This is a genomic window from Agrobacterium tumefaciens str. B6, assembly GCF_001541315.1.
Classification (GTDB): Bacteria; Pseudomonadota; Alphaproteobacteria; order Rhizobiales; family Rhizobiaceae; genus Agrobacterium; species Agrobacterium radiobacter.
In genome coordinates this window covers 251,959-270,686 of the sequence record NZ_LMVK01000034.1, presented here as the reverse complement: position 1 = coordinate 270,686, position 18,728 = coordinate 251,959, and the positions used below count along the sequence as shown (strand labels likewise).

At 59.8% G+C, this 18,728-nt stretch carries 15 protein-coding genes; 9 read left to right on the top strand and 6 right to left on the bottom strand.

What is annotated here, in order from left to right:
- The first annotated feature begins 92 nt into the window (after window positions 1–92).
- From ASB65_RS20395 to ASB65_RS20380, 4 genes are all read left to right on the top strand, one after another.
- Window positions 93–764 carry a tetratricopeptide repeat protein gene (locus ASB65_RS20395; protein ID WP_003510369.1) on the top strand — a complete coding sequence of 224 codons (672 nt, stop codon included), beginning with the start codon at window positions 93–95 and terminating at the stop codon, window positions 762–764.
- Between the two features lie 133 nt (window positions 765–897).
- Window positions 898–2,328, top strand: a complete 1,431-nt coding sequence (gene der / locus ASB65_RS20390; RefSeq protein ID WP_060725186.1) for a ribosome biogenesis GTPase Der — start codon at window positions 898–900, stop codon at window positions 2,326–2,328.
- Between the two features lie 213 nt (window positions 2,329–2,541).
- Complete coding sequence (locus ASB65_RS20385; RefSeq protein WP_060725185.1) at window positions 2,542–3,150, top strand: DUF2026 family protein; 609 nt, start codon at window positions 2,542–2,544, stop codon at window positions 3,148–3,150.
- A gap of 120 nt (window positions 3,151–3,270) precedes the next feature.
- The gene (locus ASB65_RS20380) at window positions 3,271–3,882 is read left to right on the top strand and encodes a hypothetical protein (RefSeq protein ID WP_060725184.1); all 612 of its coding nucleotides are present in this window, start codon (window positions 3,271–3,273) and stop codon (window positions 3,880–3,882) included.
- A gap of 193 nt (window positions 3,883–4,075) precedes the next feature.
- Here ASB65_RS20380 and ASB65_RS20375 read toward each other — a convergent pair whose 3' ends face one another.
- Together ASB65_RS20375 and ASB65_RS20370 are read right to left on the bottom strand one after the other, a co-directional pair.
- A complete protein-coding gene (locus ASB65_RS20375; protein ID WP_004430079.1) occupies window positions 4,076–5,125 on the bottom strand; it encodes a bifunctional monoglucosyl/glucuronosyl diacylglycerol synthase in 1,050 nt (349 codons plus the stop codon).
- A gap of 197 nt (window positions 5,126–5,322) precedes the next feature.
- Window positions 5,323–6,243, bottom strand: a complete 921-nt coding sequence (locus ASB65_RS20370) for a sugar kinase (protein ID WP_060725183.1) — start codon at window positions 6,241–6,243, stop codon at window positions 5,323–5,325.
- 153 nt (window positions 6,244–6,396) lie between these two features.
- Between ASB65_RS20370 and ASB65_RS20365 the strand changes: the two genes are divergently transcribed.
- Both ASB65_RS20365 and aac(6') read left to right on the top strand, forming a co-directional pair.
- Entirely contained in the window at window positions 6,397–8,061 is a 1,665-nt protein-coding gene (locus ASB65_RS20365) for an alpha-glucosidase family protein (protein ID WP_060725182.1), read from the top strand.
- Window positions 8,058–8,510, top strand: a complete 453-nt coding sequence (aac(6'), locus tag ASB65_RS20360) for an aminoglycoside 6'-N-acetyltransferase (RefSeq protein ID WP_060725181.1) — start codon at window positions 8,058–8,060, stop codon at window positions 8,508–8,510. Before ASB65_RS20365 ends, aac(6') begins: the two co-directional genes overlap by 4 nt.
- Before the next feature lie 191 nt (window positions 8,511–8,701).
- Here aac(6') and ade read toward each other — a convergent pair whose 3' ends face one another.
- Window positions 8,702–10,396 (bottom strand): adenine deaminase, encoded by a 1,695-nt coding sequence (gene ade, locus ASB65_RS20355; RefSeq protein WP_060725180.1) that lies wholly within the window; start codon window positions 10,394–10,396, stop codon window positions 8,702–8,704.
- Window positions 10,397–10,673: 277 nt separating this feature from the next.
- On the opposite strand from ade, the gene ASB65_RS20350 reads away from it, so the two are divergent.
- Complete coding sequence (locus tag ASB65_RS20350; RefSeq protein WP_060725179.1) at window positions 10,674–11,618, top strand: HD-GYP domain-containing protein; 945 nt, start codon at window positions 10,674–10,676, stop codon at window positions 11,616–11,618.
- Here the strand turns inward: ASB65_RS20350 and ASB65_RS20345 are convergent.
- On the bottom strand, window positions 11,615–12,127 hold the full coding sequence (locus ASB65_RS20345) for a GNAT family N-acetyltransferase (RefSeq protein WP_020011418.1): 513 nt from the start codon (window positions 12,125–12,127) through the stop codon (window positions 11,615–11,617). The two genes, ASB65_RS20350 and ASB65_RS20345, sit on opposite strands and share 4 nt — an antisense overlap.
- Window positions 12,124–14,313 carry an anthranilate synthase gene (locus tag ASB65_RS20340; RefSeq protein ID WP_060725178.1) on the bottom strand — a complete coding sequence of 730 codons (2,190 nt, stop codon included), beginning with the start codon at window positions 14,311–14,313 and terminating at the stop codon, window positions 12,124–12,126. Before ASB65_RS20340 ends, ASB65_RS20345 begins: the two co-directional genes overlap by 4 nt.
- A gap of 282 nt (window positions 14,314–14,595) precedes the next feature.
- Between ASB65_RS20340 and ASB65_RS20335 the strand changes: the two genes are divergently transcribed.
- Complete coding sequence (locus ASB65_RS20335) at window positions 14,596–15,540, top strand: extensin family protein (protein WP_060725177.1); 945 nt, start codon at window positions 14,596–14,598, stop codon at window positions 15,538–15,540.
- A gap of 56 nt (window positions 15,541–15,596) precedes the next feature.
- Here ASB65_RS20335 and ASB65_RS20330 read toward each other — a convergent pair whose 3' ends face one another.
- The gene (locus tag ASB65_RS20330) at window positions 15,597–17,837 is read right to left on the bottom strand and encodes a TonB-dependent hemoglobin/transferrin/lactoferrin family receptor (protein WP_060725176.1); all 2,241 of its coding nucleotides are present in this window, start codon (window positions 17,835–17,837) and stop codon (window positions 15,597–15,599) included.
- 343 nt (window positions 17,838–18,180) lie between these two features.
- Here ASB65_RS20330 and ASB65_RS20325 point away from each other — a divergent pair, with 343 nt between their 5' ends.
- Window positions 18,181–18,702: a TIGR00645 family protein gene (locus tag ASB65_RS20325; RefSeq protein ID WP_004430114.1), complete on the top strand. Its 522-nt coding sequence runs from the start codon at window positions 18,181–18,183 to the stop codon at window positions 18,700–18,702.
- The last annotated feature ends 26 nt before the right edge of the window (window positions 18,703–18,728 follow it).

The following is an 18,728-nucleotide window of genomic DNA, read 5'->3' as shown; positions in this document are numbered from 1 at the left end:
TGGCCTGACTTTCGCTGACCCGGGTAAGCGGCTTGGTATGTCCGCGAACGGATGGATCGGCGACGATCTCCGCGCGGGTAACGGAGAATTTGATGGCAAACGAAAATGATACCTTTATCCGCGAAGTGAACGAGCAGATCCGTTCCGAGCAGCTGTCGCGCTTCTGGGGCCGCTACGGTATCGTCGTCGTCGGCGCCGCCATTCTCGTGGTTGTGGGCGCCGCCGGCGCCGGTATCTACGAATACTGGAACACCAGCCGCGCTTCCAACTCCGGCGACCAGTTCCTCGTGGCGCTGAAACTTGCCTCGGAAAACAAGACGGATGAGGCGCTGAAGGCCTTCGCCGATCTCGAAACCTCCGGTCACGGCAATTACCCTGTTCTGGCGAAGTTCCGCTCGGCCACGCTGCTTTCGCAGAAGGGCGATGCGGCCGGCGCCATCGCCGCCTTCACCGCCATCGGCAACGACACCTCCGCACCGCAGGTCTTCCGCGATACCGCCAAGGTGCGTGCGGCATGGCTGCTGGTGGATAACGGCACCTATGATCAGGTCGTCGCCCTTGCGGAGCCCTTGAGCACCGATGGCCAGACCATGCGTGCATCTGCCCGCGAGGCTCTGGGTCTTGCCGCCTATAAGGCTGGCGATTTCGCCAAGGCCAAACAATGGTTCGAGCAGATCATCAGCGACACGCAGGCGCCGCGCAACGTGACGAACCGCGCGCAGATCATGCTCGACAATATCACCGCTTCGGGCAAGGCTGCTTAAAGCGGCTGCGCCACGTAAGATCGCTCCGGCATTTCTTCGCATTGCCAAAGCGATCCAACTCTTTATTTTACGCATGTCTTTTGCCCAAAACAGGTAACGTTTTGGGCAGACTTGCTCTAGGGAACCAAGATCAATGAGCTTCACCGTCGCCATAGTCGGGCGCCCCAATGTCGGCAAGTCCACGCTTTTCAACCGTCTGGTCGGAAAGAAACTGGCGTTGGTGGACGACACGCCGGGTGTCACCCGTGACCGCCGCCCCGGCGAGGCGAAGCTGGTCGACTTGCGTTTCACCATCATCGATACCGCCGGTCTGGAGCAATCCGGGCCGGAAACGCTTCAGGGCCGCATGTGGGCACAGACCGAAGCGGCGATTGACGAAGCCGATGTGACGCTGTTTGTCGTGGACGCCAAGGCGGGCCTGACACCGGCCGATGAGACGCTGGCCGAAATGCTGCGCCGCCGCGGCAAGCCGGTGGTGCTGGTGGCCAACAAGTCTGAAGCGCGCGGTTCCGACGCCGGTTTCTACGACGCCTTCACGCTGGGTCTCGGTGACCCTTGCCCGATTTCGGCCGAACACGGCCAGGGCATGATCGACCTGCGTGACGCCATTGTCGGGGCAATCGGCGAAGACGCCGCGTTCCCGCCTGAGGTGGATGAGGCGGAGACGGATATCGTGCTGCCGCGCAGCGAGCCGGGCAGCGAGGACGAAGAAGACGAAGAGCCGGTTTACGACGAGACCAAGCCGCTGCGCGTCGCCATCATTGGCCGGCCGAATGCAGGCAAGTCGACGCTCATCAACCGTTTCCTCGGTGAAGCCCGCCTGTTGACCGGCCCGGAAGCCGGCATTACCCGCGACAGCATCTCGGTCGAGTGGGACTGGCGCGGCCGCACCATCAAGATGTTCGATACGGCCGGCATGCGCCGCAAGGCCAAGGTGACGGAGAAACTGGAAAAGCTCTCGGTCGCGGATTCGCTGCGTTCCATCCGCTTTGCGGAAACCGTCGTCATCGTGTTCGACAGCACCATCCCGTTCGAAAAGCAGGATCTGCAGCTGGTTGACCTCGTCATCCGCGAAGGCCGCGCCGCCGTGCTCGCCTTCAACAAGTGGGATCTGGTCGAAGACCCGCAGGCCTATCTGGCCGATCTGCGCGAAAAGACCGAGCGGCTTCTGCCGCAGGCGCGCGGCATCCGCGCCGTGCCGATTTCCGGCCAGACGGGCTATGGCCTCGACCGGCTGATGCAGAATATCATCGATACCGACAAGATCTGGAACCGTCGCATCTCGACCGCCAAGCTCAACCGCTGGCTGGATTCGCAGACGACGCAGCATCCGCCGCCGGCCGTTTCCGGCCGTCGCCTGAAGCTGAAATATATGACGCAGGTAAAGGCCCGCCCGCCGGCCTTCATGATTTCCTGCACGAGGCCGGAAGCCATTCCCGAGAGCTATACGCGTTACCTCGTCAACGGTCTGCGCAAGGATTTCGACATGCCGGGCGTGCCGATCCGGGTGCATTATCGCGGGTCGGACAATCCGTTCGAGAGCAAGGCGAAGAAGAGGCGGTAATCGTCCGCCGCTTTTGAAGCTCGGCGCTGCGGCGTATTTCTTCTCCCCGTGGGGAGAAGATGGCCCGAAGGGTCAGATGAGGGGGCAACCTCTCCGTATATCGCGACCGTCGCCCCCTCATCCCACTGCGGCGACCTTCTCCCCGGCGGGGAGAAGAAACAAGGGGCACCAGCTCGCTCCAATTTCACTGTCCGGTTTTGAAGAGTAAAAACCATGTTGATCAAGCAGACCGACTATTTCAGGATTTACCGGGTCATCAACAGCCTGCTCCTCAGCCAGAATGCCGATCCTGCTTCGGCCTCCATGTATTTCAGCACCTTCGGCGCGTTCATTCTGCAGCAGCATTACAAGGTGAAGGCGGTGCCGAAGGGCGGGCTCGCGGCCTATAATCTCGGCGGAACGGTTTTGCTGTTCGCCGATCATCGCGAAGACGGTTATGTGACTGGCGCGGGCGAGAATTTCCACTGCTGGGTGGAGGCGGATGGATGGGCGATCGATTTCATGGCGCCCGCTTTTTCGCAAGGGGCCGATACGCTTGCGGTACCGGCAAAGATGTTCCAGCGGCCGCTCTCGGCCATGGCGGCCTCCATCAACGATCTCGGGCAATCCGGCGATTTCTTTTACCGCTCCGAGCCGGAAGCCACGGCCAAGCGCTTCGCCGACTGGCACAAACAGGCGATGATCGGTGATATGGCGAGCGTTGCCGCCAACTGGTTCCGCAAATCGCCCGAACAGATGGCGGCGTCGCTCTCGGTAACGGATCGGGATGGTAAGCCGCGGACCGTGCCGCTTTCCGGCCAAATGCTTGCCGGAGCATGGTGAAGGCAGGTTACGCAGTACGGCGTCGATCCCGAAGGTTTGGTAGGGAAAGGCCTTTTGATTTATAAGGGCGCCGGTGCTACGCAGACTGAGCTGCAACAGGGACGGGATCGACGTGCTCCTATGGCCGATGACACCATTTCAATAAGCTTCACGCCCGACCCGAAACATGTCCCTTCTTATGTCTACGGCTATCAAAATCAGGCTTATGAAAATTACAGCATGATTTTCGACAAGTCCTGGGCTCGCCATTTTTCCTCGGCGCGAGTCAAGCTGTCGATATTTGCGGGGCTGGCTGCGGCTTTCATCTATTCCATAAGCCTGCCGTGGTTTCCGGGCGTCCGGCCGGTGGTCGGTTATTGGGTGTTCGCCCCCGCACCGATCGTGGCTCTCGCCATCTGGTTTATTATCTGGCAGGGCGCGAGACGGGAGGCGAAATCCTATTATGAGGTTCTCGCTCACTGGAATATCGCCCACGAGCGAATGTATTCGCCTCACACCCAGGTCGAGATCGGGCCTCAGGGCTACAAGCAGGTCACACGGCTGGACACCGTGCAACTGAGCTGGGCGCGCTATCATCTCGCAATCACGCCGCCGGATAGTCTGGTGCTGGTTTTCCATGGGACGGTGGTCGTGATACCCAGCAGTGCCTTGCCGATCGCGCCAAAGGATGTTGTCGAGAAGATCAATCACTGGTGCACAGCCCAGCAAAAAGAGCTTCTGCCTTTATCCTGAAGCGGCATCTCGAGGGATGCGGCGGGGTATCATCCGCAAAAAAGGACGGCCAGCGTGTTCTCGCGGCAGCCGCCTGACGTCAATCAGCAGCCCGACCCCGTTCTAAAGATAACGGCAGTCGCGTCCTGATCGCCTTGTGACATTCCCGCTCGGTTTCGTCCACTGTTCCCAAAGAAAATCTCGGGGATTGCCTTCACGCCAGTTGGGAACGGGATAGCAGCGGCAGCGATTTCCCTGCGGCGTGGATGACATTGTCGAGAAATTGCCTTGAAGCCTTTTCCCAGCTGTAGCTTTTGGAGAGCGCCAGCGCCGCCTGTGGCGAACAATGAAGCGCCGCCAGACAGGCATCGCGAAGATTGTCGTCCAGCGCGCCGGCGGCGGGGTTGCCGCCGAGAATGTCGATCGGTCCGGTAACGGGGAAGGCGGCCACGGGCACGCCGCTTGCCAGCGCTTCCAGAATGGTGTTGCCGAATGTGTCGGTCTTCGAGGGGAAAACGAAGACATCGGCCTGCGCATAGGCATCGGCGAGGTCCTCACCGGTCTTGACGCCGGTGAACAGCACATCAGGATATTTTTCCTGCAATTCATGGCGGGCCGGGCCGTCACCGATGACGATCTTCGAGCCCGGCAGGTCGAGGTCGAGAAATTCCGGCAGGTTCTTCTCCACCGCCACACGTCCCACCGTCATGAAGATCGGCCTCGGCAGGTCGAAAGGCAGCTTTGCCTTCGGGCGGGGATGGAAAAGCTCGGCGTCGATGCCGCGGCTCCAGCGCTTCAGGTTGCGCACGCCGCGCGCTTCCAGCTCGGTCTCAAGGCTCGGGGTGGCCACCATGCAGGTGTTGCCGCCATTGTGGAACCAGCGCACGAAGGCATAAAGCCAGCTTTCCGGGACGGGGAAACGCGCCGCCACATATTCGGGAAAGCGTGTGTGATAGCTGGTGGAAAAACGCATGCGGTTCTTCACGCACCAGCGCCGTGCCATGAAGCCCAGCGGCCCTTCCGTCGCGATATGCACGAAGGAGGGCTGGCTTTTTTCGATCTCCGCCGCCACACGTCGATAGCCGGCGACGGAGAGGCGAATTTCCGGATAGGTGGGGCAGGGGATGCTGTAAAAACTCTGCGGTGTGACCATGCGCACATCCACACCCAGCCGCGCCAGTTCGGTGTTGGTATTTTCTATCGAGCGAACCACGCCGTTGACCTGCGGGTGCCAGGCATCTGTGACAATCGTGATTCTCGTCATGAAACACTGATCCTGCTCATCTGCGCGCGGGCGAATCCCCATTGCCCGGCTTCTGTCCGTATATGCGGCGTGCGTGTTACAGGATCATGTCAGGGCTTTTGACGGCGGGGAAGCGGCTGAGAGGAGGCTCTCCGCCGCGTGGACGCACGTCGGCCGGTTTCCGGTGACAAACACAGGAATGAGGGGCAGAGAGGGGTCTATCCCACCAGCGGAAGCAGATCGGGGCTGATCAGTGCGCCGTGGTGACCGATGACGGTTGCCGCCGCCCTTGCGGCGAAGGTGGCCGCTTCCTCCGGGGAACTGCCGGTCACATAACGGGCGAGGAACGCGCCGTTGAAGCTGTCACCGGCGCTTGTCGTGTCCACCACGTCCACGGCCTTTTCCGCCGGGGCGTGGCTGCGGCTGCCGCCGAAATCGAGTGTCGCACCCTTGGCGCCGTCCTTGACCACGATGTTTTCGACGCCGAGTGAACGATAGCGGTCGATGGTCGCTTCAACGGAAGCATCGCCGAAATGGCTCGCCTCGTCATCGAAGCTCGGCATGACAAGCGTGGCGGCGCGCGCACCGTTGGAAATGGTCTCGAGCATGTTGCCCTTGTCCGCCCACAGGCGCGGGCGGATATTGGGGTCGAACACCACCAGCTTGCCCGCCGCCTTGGCGCGGCGCAGTTCCGCCAGAAACGTATCGACATCATGCGCGGAGGCGAGAATGGCGAGCGTGATGCCGGAGAAATAGACAACATCGGCGCTTTCGACCGTTTTGCGCAGATGATCCGCGTCCGCGGCCAGCTGTCTTGCCGCGGCGGCGTTGCGCCAGTAGCTGAAGGCGCGCTCGCCGTCCTTCAGGTTGATGAGGTAAAGGCCGGGTGTGCCACCCTTGATACGACGGATTTTTTCCGTGCCGATGCCGGCATCGGCAATGAAGGCCAGCATGTCTTCCGAAAGCGGATCGTCGCCGAGTGCGGTGAAATAATCGACCGACCAGTCTTCCGGCAGGCAGGCGCGGGCATACCAGGCGGTATTGAACGTATCGCCCGCAAAACCCTTGCGCAGCAGCCCATCGCCGGCCTGCGACAGTTCCACCATGCATTCGCCAATCGACAGAAACCGTCCGCCCACGCTGTCATCCTCCCGTTTTTTCCAGCCATGCGGCTTACGACGAGTGCGCGCCGCTGACAAGGGCGGTTTTGGCCGTTTGTGCATGTGCGAAGTTCCGGTTTACGCGGCCGCGTCGGCTTTATATTCTCCGCTCAAACCATCAGGAGATCGCCCATGCCGCTAACCCATGCCCCGGTCCACAAACCCCAAGCGCAATCGGACTGGTGGAAGGGAGCGGTGATCTATCAGGTTTATCCGCGCTCGTTTCAGGATACGACCGGTGACGGATATGGCGATCTTGCCGGGGTGACGAAACGTCTGCCCTATATCGCCTCGCTCGGTCTCGACGCCATCTGGCTCTCGCCTTTCTTCACCTCGCCCATGGCCGATATGGGTTATGACGTTTCCGATTATTGCAATGTCGATCCGATGTTCGGCACGCTTGCCGATTTCGACGCCCTGATGGCCGAGGCGCACCGGCTGGGCTTGAAGGTCATCATCGATCAGGTCATTTCGCACACGTCAGATCAGCATCCCTGGTTCGTGGACAGCCGTGCCAGCCGCACCAACAGCAAGGCCGACTGGTATGTCTGGGCCAATCCCAAGCCGGATGGCACGGCGCCGACAAACTGGCTTTCCGTGTTCGGCGGACCGGCCTGGGAATGGGACGGCGTGCGCAAGCAATATTACATGCACAGCTTCCTCGCCTCGCAGCCGGACCTGAATTTTCACAATCCCGAGGTTCAGGATGCTCTTCTCGAAACCGTGCGCTTCTGGCTGGATCGCGGCGTGGACGGTTTCCGGCTCGATACCGTCAACCACTATTTCCACGACAAGCTTTTGCGCGACAACCCGCCGCTTTTCGACGAGGAAAGTTTTGGTCTCGATGCGTCCGACGTCAATCCCTATGGCATGCAGGATCATCTCTACGACAAGACACGGCCGGAAAACGTGGCTTTCCTGAAGCGTTTCCGCGCGCTGCTCGATGAATATGAAGGCCGCGCCACGGTGGGCGAGGTGGGTGACGGGGCTCGGTCGCTGAAGACGGTTGCGGCCTATACGTCCGGCAACGACAAGCTTAACATGTGCTACACCTTCGATCTGCTGGGACCGGATTTCAGCGCCAAACACTTACGCGGTTCGGTCGAGACCTTCGGCAAGGTGGTAACGGATGGCTGGGTCTGCTGGGCCTTTTCCAACCATGACGTGGTGCGACACCTCAGCCGGTTTTCCGAAGGTACTGAAGAACAGACACGGGTTGCGAAGCTCGCCATCTGTGTCCTCGCCAGCCTGCGCGGCTCCATCTGCCTTTATCAGGGCGAGGAGCTGGGTTTGACCGAGGCCGAACTTGCCTTCGAGGATTTGCGCGATCCCTACGGCATCCGCTTCTGGCCCGCCTTTAAGGGCCGTGACGGGTGCCGCACGCCGATGGTGTGGGAGACCGGCAAGCCGAATGCCGGCTTTTCAAGCGCTGAAAAGCCCTGGTTGCCGGTGCCCTATGTCCATGCCATGCAGGCCGTGGATGCGCAGGAGCGCAAGCCGGATTCGGTTCTGAACCACTATCGTGCGGTTTTGTCTTTCCGCAAAGGTCACGGCGCGCTGCGCGATGGGGACATGCACTTCATCAAGACCAATCTCGATGTGCTGGCCTTCACGCGCCAGAAGGGCGACGAAAAACTGCTGTTCGTTTTCAATCTGACGCGCGAGGCCCTGGAATTTCCGATACCGAAAGGCATGCGGGTCACGGATATCCTGCCGATGCCGGGTTTCGCGCCGCTGTTCGATGCGGGGATTGTCAAGCTCGATGGGCTGGATGTGTTTTGCGGGACAGTTGTATGAGCGGTCCATTCGTCATCGGAAACGCTGCCGACTATCGGGATGACTGGTGTCTTTTGCGACACCGCCTGTGGCCGGATACCACGCCTGACGAACATAGGGCGGAGTTGCAGGACGTCTCCGACGCCGGGGCTGGATTTATTGTCCACGATCCGGCGGGAGCGGCCATTGGTTTTGCCGAGGTCAGTCTGCGGCGGGATTACGTCAACGGCTGCGACACGTCGCCCGTGGCGTTTCTCGAGGGAATTTATGTCGAGGAGACGTTTCGCAGACAGGGCGTTGCCGCAGCGCTCGTGGCCGAAGTAACCCGCTGGGCCATCAGCCAGGGCGTCAGCGAACTCGCATCCGATGCCGATATTGCAAATGTCGATTCCCATCGCATGCATGCGGCGCTGGGATTTGAGGAAACGGAGCGGGTGGTTTATTTCCGCAAGCTTCTGCCTTCGGATTGAGGGGCAGAGGCACAGTAGATGCTTCCCTCATTCCTGTGCTTGTCACAGGAATCTAGCCAGCCCAAGTCGTTGGGCTGAAAAGACTCTCTCGCCGCGCAGACGCGCGTCGACTGGATTCCTGCGACAAGCACAGGAATGAGGCTGGCGTTTCATGCGTGTTTCCCGTCTTCCGCCGAGGCCTTTTCCGCCAATCAGATCAGCGCAAACCGATCCACATCCACCATGCCCATATCCGAAATCTTCAAATGCGGAATGACGGGCAGCGGCAGGAAGGCCACTTGCAGGAAGGGTTCTTCCAGCGTCGTGCCGAGCGCATAGGCTGCTTTTCTGAGTGTGTGCAGCGTATCGCGAACGGTCTCATAGGGTTCGAGGCTCATCAGCCCGGCCACGGGCAAAGCGATCTCGCCGGTGACCCTGCCGTCTTCCACCACCACGAAACCGCCCTTGATTTCGCCGAGCCGGTTGGCGGCCAGCGCCATGTCGTCCTCGTTGACGCCGACGACGCAGATATTGTGGCTGTCATGGCCGACGGTTGAGGCGATCGCGCCCTTCTTCAGGCCGAAGCCCTGAACGAAACCATTGGCGTGGTTGCCGTTCCTGCCATGGCGTTCGATGACGGCAACCTTGATGATGTCGTTCTCAAGATCGACGGTGGTCTGGTTGCCATCCGTCGGCAGCTTGTAGCGGCGGTGCTCGGTAATGATCTTGCCGGGAAGCACGCCCATGACCGGGCTTTCGCCTTCCGTGACCGGCACGCCGAAATGGGCCGCCAGCACCGGCCTTGCCTTGACGCTGTCGAGACCCACGGGTGCAACCGGTTTGCGGGTGGCAAACAGGGCGTCATCGACGATCCGGCCACCGGAAAGCACCATGCTGGCCTTGCAGTTCTGCAGGCTGTCGACGACCACGAGATCGGCGCGCCAGCCCGGTGCAACGAGACCACGATCGCGCAGGCCGAAGGCCTTGGCGGCGGAAATCGAGGCGGCGCGGTAGATGGCGAGCGGCTCGACGCCGCTGGCGATCGCCGTGCGGATCATATAGTCGAGATGGCCCTGTTCGGCGATATCGAGCGGGTTGCGGTCATCGGTGCAGAGCGCCAGATAGGGCGACAGTCGCTCGGTTATGATTGGCATCAGGGCGTGCAGGTCCTTCGAGACCGAGCCTTCGCGCACCAGAATATGCATGCCCTTGCGGATTTTCTCCAGCGCCTCCGGGGCGCTGGTGCATTCATGTTCGGTGCGGATGCCGGCGGCGAGATAACCGTTCAGCGCCGTTCCGGACAGAAGTGGCGCGTGCCCGTCGATATGCTGGCCCTGGAAGGCCTCGAGCTTTGCCATGCACACCGGGTCCTTGTGGATGACGCCGGGAAAATTCATGAATTCGGCAAGGCCGATGACCTTCGGATGATCGCGGAACGGCAGCAGCTTTTCGATCGGCAGATCGGCGCCTGATGTTTCCAGATGGGTCGCGGGCACGCAGGAGGAGAGCTGCACGCGAATGTCCATGATGGTTTCCATGGCGCTGTCGAGGAAGAACTGAAGCCCCTCAACACCGAGAACATTGGCGATCTCGTGCGGGTCGCAGATGGCGGTGGTAACGCCATAGGGCAGAACGCAGCGGTCGAATTCGTGCGGTGTCACCAGTGACGATTCGATGTGGAGATGCGTATCGATGAAACCCGGAACGACGATCTTTCCGGAAATGTCGATTTCCTGTCGGCTCTTGTAGTTTTCGCAGGTGCCGACGATGGTGTCGCCACATATGGCGATATCCGACGCGACGAGTTCTCCGGTAACGAGGTCGAAGAAGCGTCCGCCCTTGAGAACCATGTCCGCCGGTTCACGGCCCGTACCCTGGTCGATGCGCGTTTCAAGTCTGGAATTCATGCGGGTTTCTTCGGCTCCTGATTTGCGTCGTATGCGATAGTTTTTACTATTTACATTCTAAGGTTGTTTCTTGGTCTATTCGGATTGATTCTTTGAGTTTTAAATATATCCGGAGTAAAAAATTTTCATATTTGTGTTATCTAATCTTTCAAGGCCCAGGTTTAGGCAAGTTGGGAAGGCTTGACTTCACCTTTATAGTTTAGCCGGTTGCGCGCCGACATTTTTTTGAATTGCGGTTTCAGGTTATCATTCCCGGGAAGGAAAATAAAAGCATCTGATGCTCAAACGAATTTCCACCCAGCAACTGACGCTTGGCATGTTTATCGAAGCGGTCGAAGGAACGCTTTCGAACCAGGGATTTTTAAAGCGGCACCGCTTTCTTTTGCGGCATGAGGAATTAATGCGTCAATTGAAATTGAGCGGCGCCGAAAGCATCGTCATCAACACGGCCAAGGGGCACGACACCGAAGGCAGCAAGCGTTCTGCAGCCGTTTCACCGCCATTGTGCAATTGCCCGGAAACCGTGGCTGCCGTTACCCATGCCGTACGCTCGGCCGCCGATACCATTGCCGAAACCTTTGCCTCCGCTGAAGCCGGCGGCAGTGTCTCGCTGAAGGGCATGGCTGCGGCGGCGGGCAAGATTTCCGATGCCGTGCAGTCGAACCCGGCGATTTTCATCGGCGTCACCCGCCTGAAATCGAAAGACGAAACAACGTTTGTGCACTCGGTCTCCGTCAGCGGCCTGATGATTCTTTTCGGTAATTATCTCGGGCTCGACAGGGGAACGGTCAATCTGCTCGGCATCAGCGGGTTGCTGCACGATATCGGCAAGGTGGAAATCCCCTCTTCGATCCTCAACAAGGCGGAAGGATTGAGCGCCAGCGAGCGGGAGATCATCAATCTTCACCCGGCATTCGGCCGGGATATATTGTCACGCAACGCACAGATGCCCGAGATGGTGCTCGATGTCTGCTTCAATCATCATGAGCGGATGGATGGCGGCGGTTATCCGAGCGGCCGTGCAGGCAGCGAGATCAGCCTTTACGCCCGTATCGCGGCGGTCTGCGATGTCTATGACGCCGTGACCTCGGTCAGGCCCTACAAGAAGCCGTGGACGGCGAATGAAGCGCTGACGTGGATGCTGCGCCGGGAGGGGCACTTCGACATGCAGCTTCTGAAGAAATTCGCCCTGTGTATTTCGGCGTCGCTGCCGAGGGGTTAGCTGCCGAAGATGATCGCCATGTTGAGGCTGTCGATGTGACGCCCGTCGATCAGGACGGCGTCACGGCCCCGGCCTTCATGCACGAACCCGATCTTTTCATAAAGCGCAATTGCTCTCGCATTGTCCGCATGCACGTTTAGCTCGACACGGTGCAGCCCGCATTGACGGGCGGCATCGAGTGTCCGCCGCATCAGCCGCGCGCCAAGTCCCTTGTCACGATAGGCGGGAAGGATGCCCATGCCGAGCGTGCCGCAATGGGCGCGGGTTGCCCTGCTCTGGCGGCGAATATCGCACCAGCCGGCCACCTCCCCATCCGCAATCGCCACGAATTGCGGATGGTCGTTTTCGATCATGTCGAGAACGAAGGCGCGTACCGAATCGAGCGGCGGCGCTTCCAGGAAGCTCAGATATTTCCGCTCGCGCGATACCGCATCGAGAGCACGGTGAAAGCTTTCAACGTGCTCCGCCCGGATGGGTTCGATGCTGATGGCGTCGGTAGCCACCATCATGCCGCCTTGGTTTTCGCCTTGCGGGTCAGATGCACCACGACATTCTCGATCATGCGCATGCCGGCGTCCTGGCCGAGCGTCATGATCGATTCCGGGTGGAACTGAACGGCGGCAACGGGTTCCTTGGCGTGTTCGATGCCCATGATCGTGCCGTCCTCGCTTTCCGCTGTGATGATGAAATCACGCGGCAGGGTGGCGGGGTCGGCGAAGATCGAGTGGTAACGGCCGACGGTCACTTCCTTGCCGAGACCGGAGAAGACGAGGCCGGGGTCCAGCACGCGGATGCGCGAGGGCTTGCCGTGCATCGGCACCGCAAGCTGGCGAAGCTCGCCGCCATAGGCTTCCGCCAGCGCCTGAAGGCCAAGGCAGACGCCGAAGATCGGCAGGTCACGGGCGCGTGCGGCCTTGATCGTCGCCTTGCAGTCGAAATCCGTCGGGCTGCCCGGTCCGGGCGAGAGCACGACCAGATCGGGCTGGAAGCGATCGAACACATCAGCTGCGACCGGCGATCTGACAGTGGAAACCGTGGCACCCGTCTGGCGGAAATAATTCGCCAGCGTGTGCACGAAACTGTCCTCGTGATCGACGAGCAGGATCTTGACGCCGTTGCCCACCTTGGCGGCATCGCGCTTGGTGGCGGCCGAGTTGGTGCCCTTTGCATCGCGAATGGCTGATATCATGGCGGAGGCCTTGAGTTCGGTTTCTGCTTCTTCTTCCTGCGGATTGGAATCGTTGAGCAGCGTCGCACCGGCGCGCACTTCTGCGATGCCGTCCTTGATGCGGATGGTGCGCAGCGTCAGGCCGGTATTCATGTCGCCGTTGAAGCCGACCATGCCGATCGCGCCGCCATACCAGGCGCGCGGGCTCTTTTCATGGCCTTCGATGAAGCGCATGGCCCACAGCTTTGGCGCACCGGTGACGGTGACGGCCCATGCGTGGCTGAGGAAGCCGTCAAAGGCGTCCATATCGTCGCGCAGGCGACCCTCGATGTGGTCGACCGTGTGGATGAGGCGCGAATACATCTCGATCTGGCGACGACCGATGACCTTCACCGAACCCGGCTCGCAGACGCGGCTCTTGTCGTTGCGGTCCACATCCGAGCACATGGTCAGCTCGGATTCGTCCTTTTTCGAGTTGAGCAGTTTCAGGATCTGCTCGCTATCAGCAATCGGGTCGTCACCGCGCTTGATGGTGCCTGAGATCGGGCAGGTCTCGATGCGGCGGCCGGAGACGCGCACGAACATTTCCGGCGACGCGCCGACCAGATATTCCTGGTGGCCGAGATTGATGAAGAAGGAATAGGGCGAGGGATTGATCGCCTTCAGGCGGCGCGAAATCGCTGATGGATTGCTTTCGCAGCGTTCCATGAACTTCTGGCCGGGAACGACCTCGAACAGATCGCCGCGGCGGAAGCTTTCCTTGGCCTTCACGACAAGTTCGGAATATTCGCCGGGACGGTGATCGCCCTTGGGCGGGATCGTGTCGGTGGTCTTGAACGGCTCGGGTGTGATTTCGGAGGACTTGCCGTCCGTCGTCACGCCTGCCTTTTCGAAATCGTAACGGTCGATCCAGGCCTTGGCGGAATAATGGTCAACGACGAGGATTTCATCGGGCAGGAACAGCACCATGTCGCGCTGGTCTTCCGGCCGCGCCAGCGACAGCTTGATGGCGTCGAACTGGAAAGCGAGATCGTAACCGAAAGCGCCGAACAGGCCGATTGCCGAATCCGCATTCGAATAGAAAAGGTCGACGATGGCGCGCAGCGCAGTGAAGACGGTCGGGATTTTCGAACGTTCTTCCTCGGTGAAGACGCGGTCCGGCTCGTTGACGGTGAGATCGAGGCGGCGCGTGGTGGAAGCGCCAAGCGTGAGATCGGGCGTCGCCTTCAGCTTTTCGGTGATGAAGCCAAGCAGCACTTCGCCACGGCCATTATAGGCCTCGATCCACATCTTGCGGCCAAAACAGGAGATACCGAGCGGCGGATCGATGATGGCCGTATCCCAGCGGGTGTAACGGCCGGGATATTCATAGTTGGACGAGAATACCGCGCCGCGATGGGAATCGAGCTTTTCGATATAATTATCGATGGCGTTGGCATAGTCGGCGGGCCGGCGTTTTCGGCTGACCTTGATGCCGCCTTTCGTCTCGTAGGTTTCCGCTCCGTCATCCTGAATGATCGTTACCATTTCTTTCGTACTTCCTGTTGTTCAGGCCCGATGACAGGCGGCAAAATAACAAAAAAGCCGCCTGAAAATTCGGGCGGCTTGGACTTTGTCTGAAGACATGACTGGTCAAGGCCGCGAAAAGCTGCCCCACCACCAGTTAGCAATGTTCTTAGACACGATATTCATGGGAAAATTGTTAGCGTGCACGATCCGCCTTGGCAAGCGGATTTCGGCAAGGGAGTGAACCTTACCGGCCGCCGCTGCGTTGCTCTCCTGCCGAAACGGTCAGGAGTGCCCCGAAAAATGCTTCATCGCCTGTGTCTTCTGGTAGCCCCCCTCGCATTGATTTCCGCCTCTGAACCGCCGGCGCAGGTACCGGTGCCGCAGCCAAAACCCGGCGAGGGGCAATCCTCCACCCCCTCTGAAAAACCATCGGACGAGATGCCGCAAAGCCCGGCGGAAGCGCCGAAACCGGCCCCTAAACCGCAGCGCCCGGAAGAGCAGAAACCGGACGCGAAGCCGCAGGCTTCGGAGGAGCAGAAATCGGATGATGAAAAGACACCCGCTGATAAAGGTTCCGATGACGCCAGAAGGGAAGGCGAGGGCAAGGACGACGGGGAGCGTAAGAAGCCCGGTGACGAGGCGGCCAAACCCGACGAGAAGCCACCGGAGCCGGTGAAACCGGAAGATCCGGCCGCACTTGCGGCATGCCTTGGCGCGTTGAAGGAGATCGGCGCTGAGTTCAAGCAGCTTGAGCCGATCCGCGATGCCGAGCAGGGGTGCGGCATCGAAGCGCCTGTCGAGCTTTCCGTGGTTCTGCCCGGTATCAAGCTGGAACCCTCGGGCACCATGCGTTGCGAAACCGCGCTTGCGCTTTCCCGCTGGACCAAGGAGATGATGTTGCCGGCGGCGGCTCTCGCTTTGCCGGAGAAAAAGGTGACGGCCATCGCCAATGCCTCGACCTATATCTGCCGCAACCGCAACAGCGCGGAAAACGGCAAGATTTCCGAACATGCCAAGGGCAATGCCGTGGATATTTCCACGATCGCTTTTGACAAGGGCGAGCCGCTGGTGATGAAGCCGCGGGTCGAGGACGGGACGCCGGAAGGCGCTTTCCAGCGCACCATCACCGCCGCCGCCTGCCTGTTCTTCCGCACGGTTCTTTCGCCCGGCAGCGACGCCACCCATCAGGATCACCTGCATCTCGACGTGCTGGAGCGAAAAGGCGGTTATCTCTATTGCCGCTGACAAAAAAGGGGCGACCCGAAGGCCGCCCCGACTGGAGATGATATTTCCACCCGGATTTAGAATTTCTGGGTCAGGGAGATTTTGAAGGTGCGGCCGGCTTCCGTATAGAAATCGACCGGCTGGTTGACGGTGCTGACGGAATTCGGGTTCACGTCGCGGACGCCGACCCCATTCCAGTATTTCCTGTCAAACAGGTTGTAGATACCGGCCTGGATGCGCAGGCCCTTGGTCTGTTCCGGCTCCCACCAGCCGGTCAGGTTGAAGACGCCGTAGCCAGGGGCATCGAAGGTGTTGGCCACCCTGTCGTCACGCATGCCGGACGAGAAGACGCCGGTCAGTTCCGTCCCCCAGACATCCTGCGCATAACCGACGCCGAGGACGGACTTGAACGGCGCGACCGTGCGAATGAACTCGTTGGTATCGGTGTCCTTGCCATAGGCGTAGGCAAGCGAGGCATGGGCGAAGAAGCCGTTTGCGAGATCCTTGCGGACCTTGGCTTCGACACCGGAGATTTCGACATTGTTGCGGTTGCGATAGGTGAAGAGCGATCCGTTGCCCCTGCCGCCGAAGCCGGGGAACAGGGTGGTCGAGGTCGTGTATTGCTCGATGAAGTTCTTGTACTTGTTGTGGAACAGCGTCAGGCTTCCGGTAAGGTCGCCGGAGGCATAGTTCGCGCCGATTTCGAAACCATTGCTGGTCTCGGGGTTGAGGGCGGAATTGCCGACAACAGCGTAGCCGGAGCTGATGTTGGAGAAGTTCAGGTACAGTTCGTTGATCGTCGGGGCACGATAGGCCATCGACCATTGTGCGAAGAGCTGCAGTTCCGGGGTGACGTCGTAAGTTGCAAGAAGCTTCGGCGAAAAGCGTGAGCCGCTGTTGCCGCTCGGCAGGCCGAAGGTTCTGTAGCCGCCATTGCTGGAAACCGAACCGTCAGGGTCGTAGTCGTAGGAATCGAAGCGCAGGCCAGGGGTAAGACGGAAGCCGTTGCCGAAGGCGATTTCGTCATCGAGATAAAGGCCGAGGCTCTTGCCGCTCACGTCAGGCATGTCCGATTGCGAAGACGAGGTCGATCCGGCCGTGTTGGCGAACAGTTCCTGGCTGAAATCGGTCGTCATGGCGTTGCCGCCGAAGCGGACTGTGTGCTGCACGCCGCCAAGCTCGAAACCGGATTCGAGGCCGCCGACGATGCCGAATGCGCTATTGCGCATGCTGTCTTCGCGAATATAGAGCGAATTGTTGGTCAGGCGGTCGCCCGCGCCGGACTCCTTGGAAAGGCGCGTCCAGTAAAGCGAGAGATTGGCGGCGTCGATCACGCCGTCGGTCGAGGGCGCCTCGTATTCATAATCGAGCGATACGCGGTCACGCTCGGTATCCTCGTAACCCCGGTAGTCGCCGATCCGGTAGGTCGATCCCGATACGCTGACGCCCTGCAGGGTCTTCATGTCACTGCGGTCTCTCAGCGAATAACGCTCGGCCGTCAGCCCGATGCGGTGGCCACCTTCAAGATCCTGGCGGATCTTGAACATCAGGTTGCTTTCATAGGTATCGGCGGGGTTGGGCTTGGTGCGGCGCGTTCCGTAGACATCGGCCGTGCCCTTGTTGTCCGTTTCGTTGCCGCGCTTGTAGGAGCCCTGGAACAGGACCGAGGTGTTCTCGATCTTCTTGGCGACGGCGATCGATCCGCCGACGCTTCTGTCTTCGCTGTCATAGGTGGTCTTGGCCACGCCGCCCCAGTCCCTGCCTTCGCCGATCAGGTCTTCCGGCTCGAGCGTGCGCAACACGAGCGCGCCGCCGAGAGCGCCGGAACCGATGCGGCTGGAATCGGCGCCGCGCACGACATCAACAGTCGAAAGCGAGGAAAAATCGAAGCTCGAATTCGTATTGCTCAATGTAGTGGTGGCCTGACCCTGCCGGGCAAAGTTTTCGAAGAAGGGAACGGGAATATTGTCGATCAAAGTGACGACGCGCGCGCCACCGAGGCCGCGAATGAACAGGCCGCCGGGCCGGCCGGGCTTGGCATCGACATAATCGACGCCCGGCTCCGTGCTGTTGCCGAGGTCCTTGATGCTGCCGATGTCCTTCTTGCGGATGTCTTCCGCCGTGGTCTGGCTTGCCAGCGGCGTGTCGGCGGCGGCATTGGCGCTTTTGACGCGCTTGCCCTTGACCACGATCTTTTCAAGCGTCGTGGTGTCGTCCGCCTGCGAAGCGGCATCCTGCGCCCGTGCAGGGCCGACAAGCGGCAGGAGAGAGATGGCAGTGCACAGAAGCAACGCGGACTGCGTGCGCGAAATGGACATGAAGTACCCCCAGGTAGACGCGCGAATAGGCCACGGCGTGCGAAAGCACGCCGCGTTTGCCGCCGCGGCTGAAACTGTTTTGATTGTTACGGGCGAGCCGATAATCGAGGACTAAAAAACATGATGATAACTGTCAACATATTATATATGACTTTTTACATCATGTTTTAAAGCATAACGGTATGTTGCAAAAATACGACGCTTATCCCCCAGCGGCGTCTGGCCGGCGAATGGGTGCGAAAACGCCGCGATACGGTCAAAGTCCCGACATTGCCGCTTGCTAGGATATTGGCAGCCAGTTTACATGGCGAAACAATAAACAGATTATTAATCGGATACGGAAATGAAGTCTCTTGAACTGCTCGTCGAGCGGATCATTCTCTCCAGCCGCTGGCTGCTTGTGGTCTTTTATCTCGGGCTCGTTGCGGCGCTCGCGGTTTATGCATTTTCCTTCATGCTCAAGTTTCTGAAGGTTGCAAAAAACGTCTTCACTTACGACGAAGCGGATATGATCCTTGCCATGCTCGGGCTGATCGATGCGGCGCTGGTCGCCAGCCTGATCGTCATGGTGATGATCTCCGGTTACGAGAACTTCGTCAGCCGCTTCGACGAGTCGGATGCCGAGGTTTCGTTTCTGGGCAAGCTCGACTCGGGCAGCCTCAAAATCAAGGTCGCGTCGTCGATCGTGGCGATTTCATCGATCCACCTGCTGCAGATATTCCTCAACGCCAGCCAGTATACGGACAGCCAGCTGATGTGGTTCACCATCATTCATCTGGCTTTTGTCGTCTCGGCGGTCATGCTCGGTTTCCTCGAAAAACTGATGGCAAAGCCGAAGGACAAATCCGAAAAGCCGGTGCTTTGATCAGGATGGTCCAGCCGATATGAAGG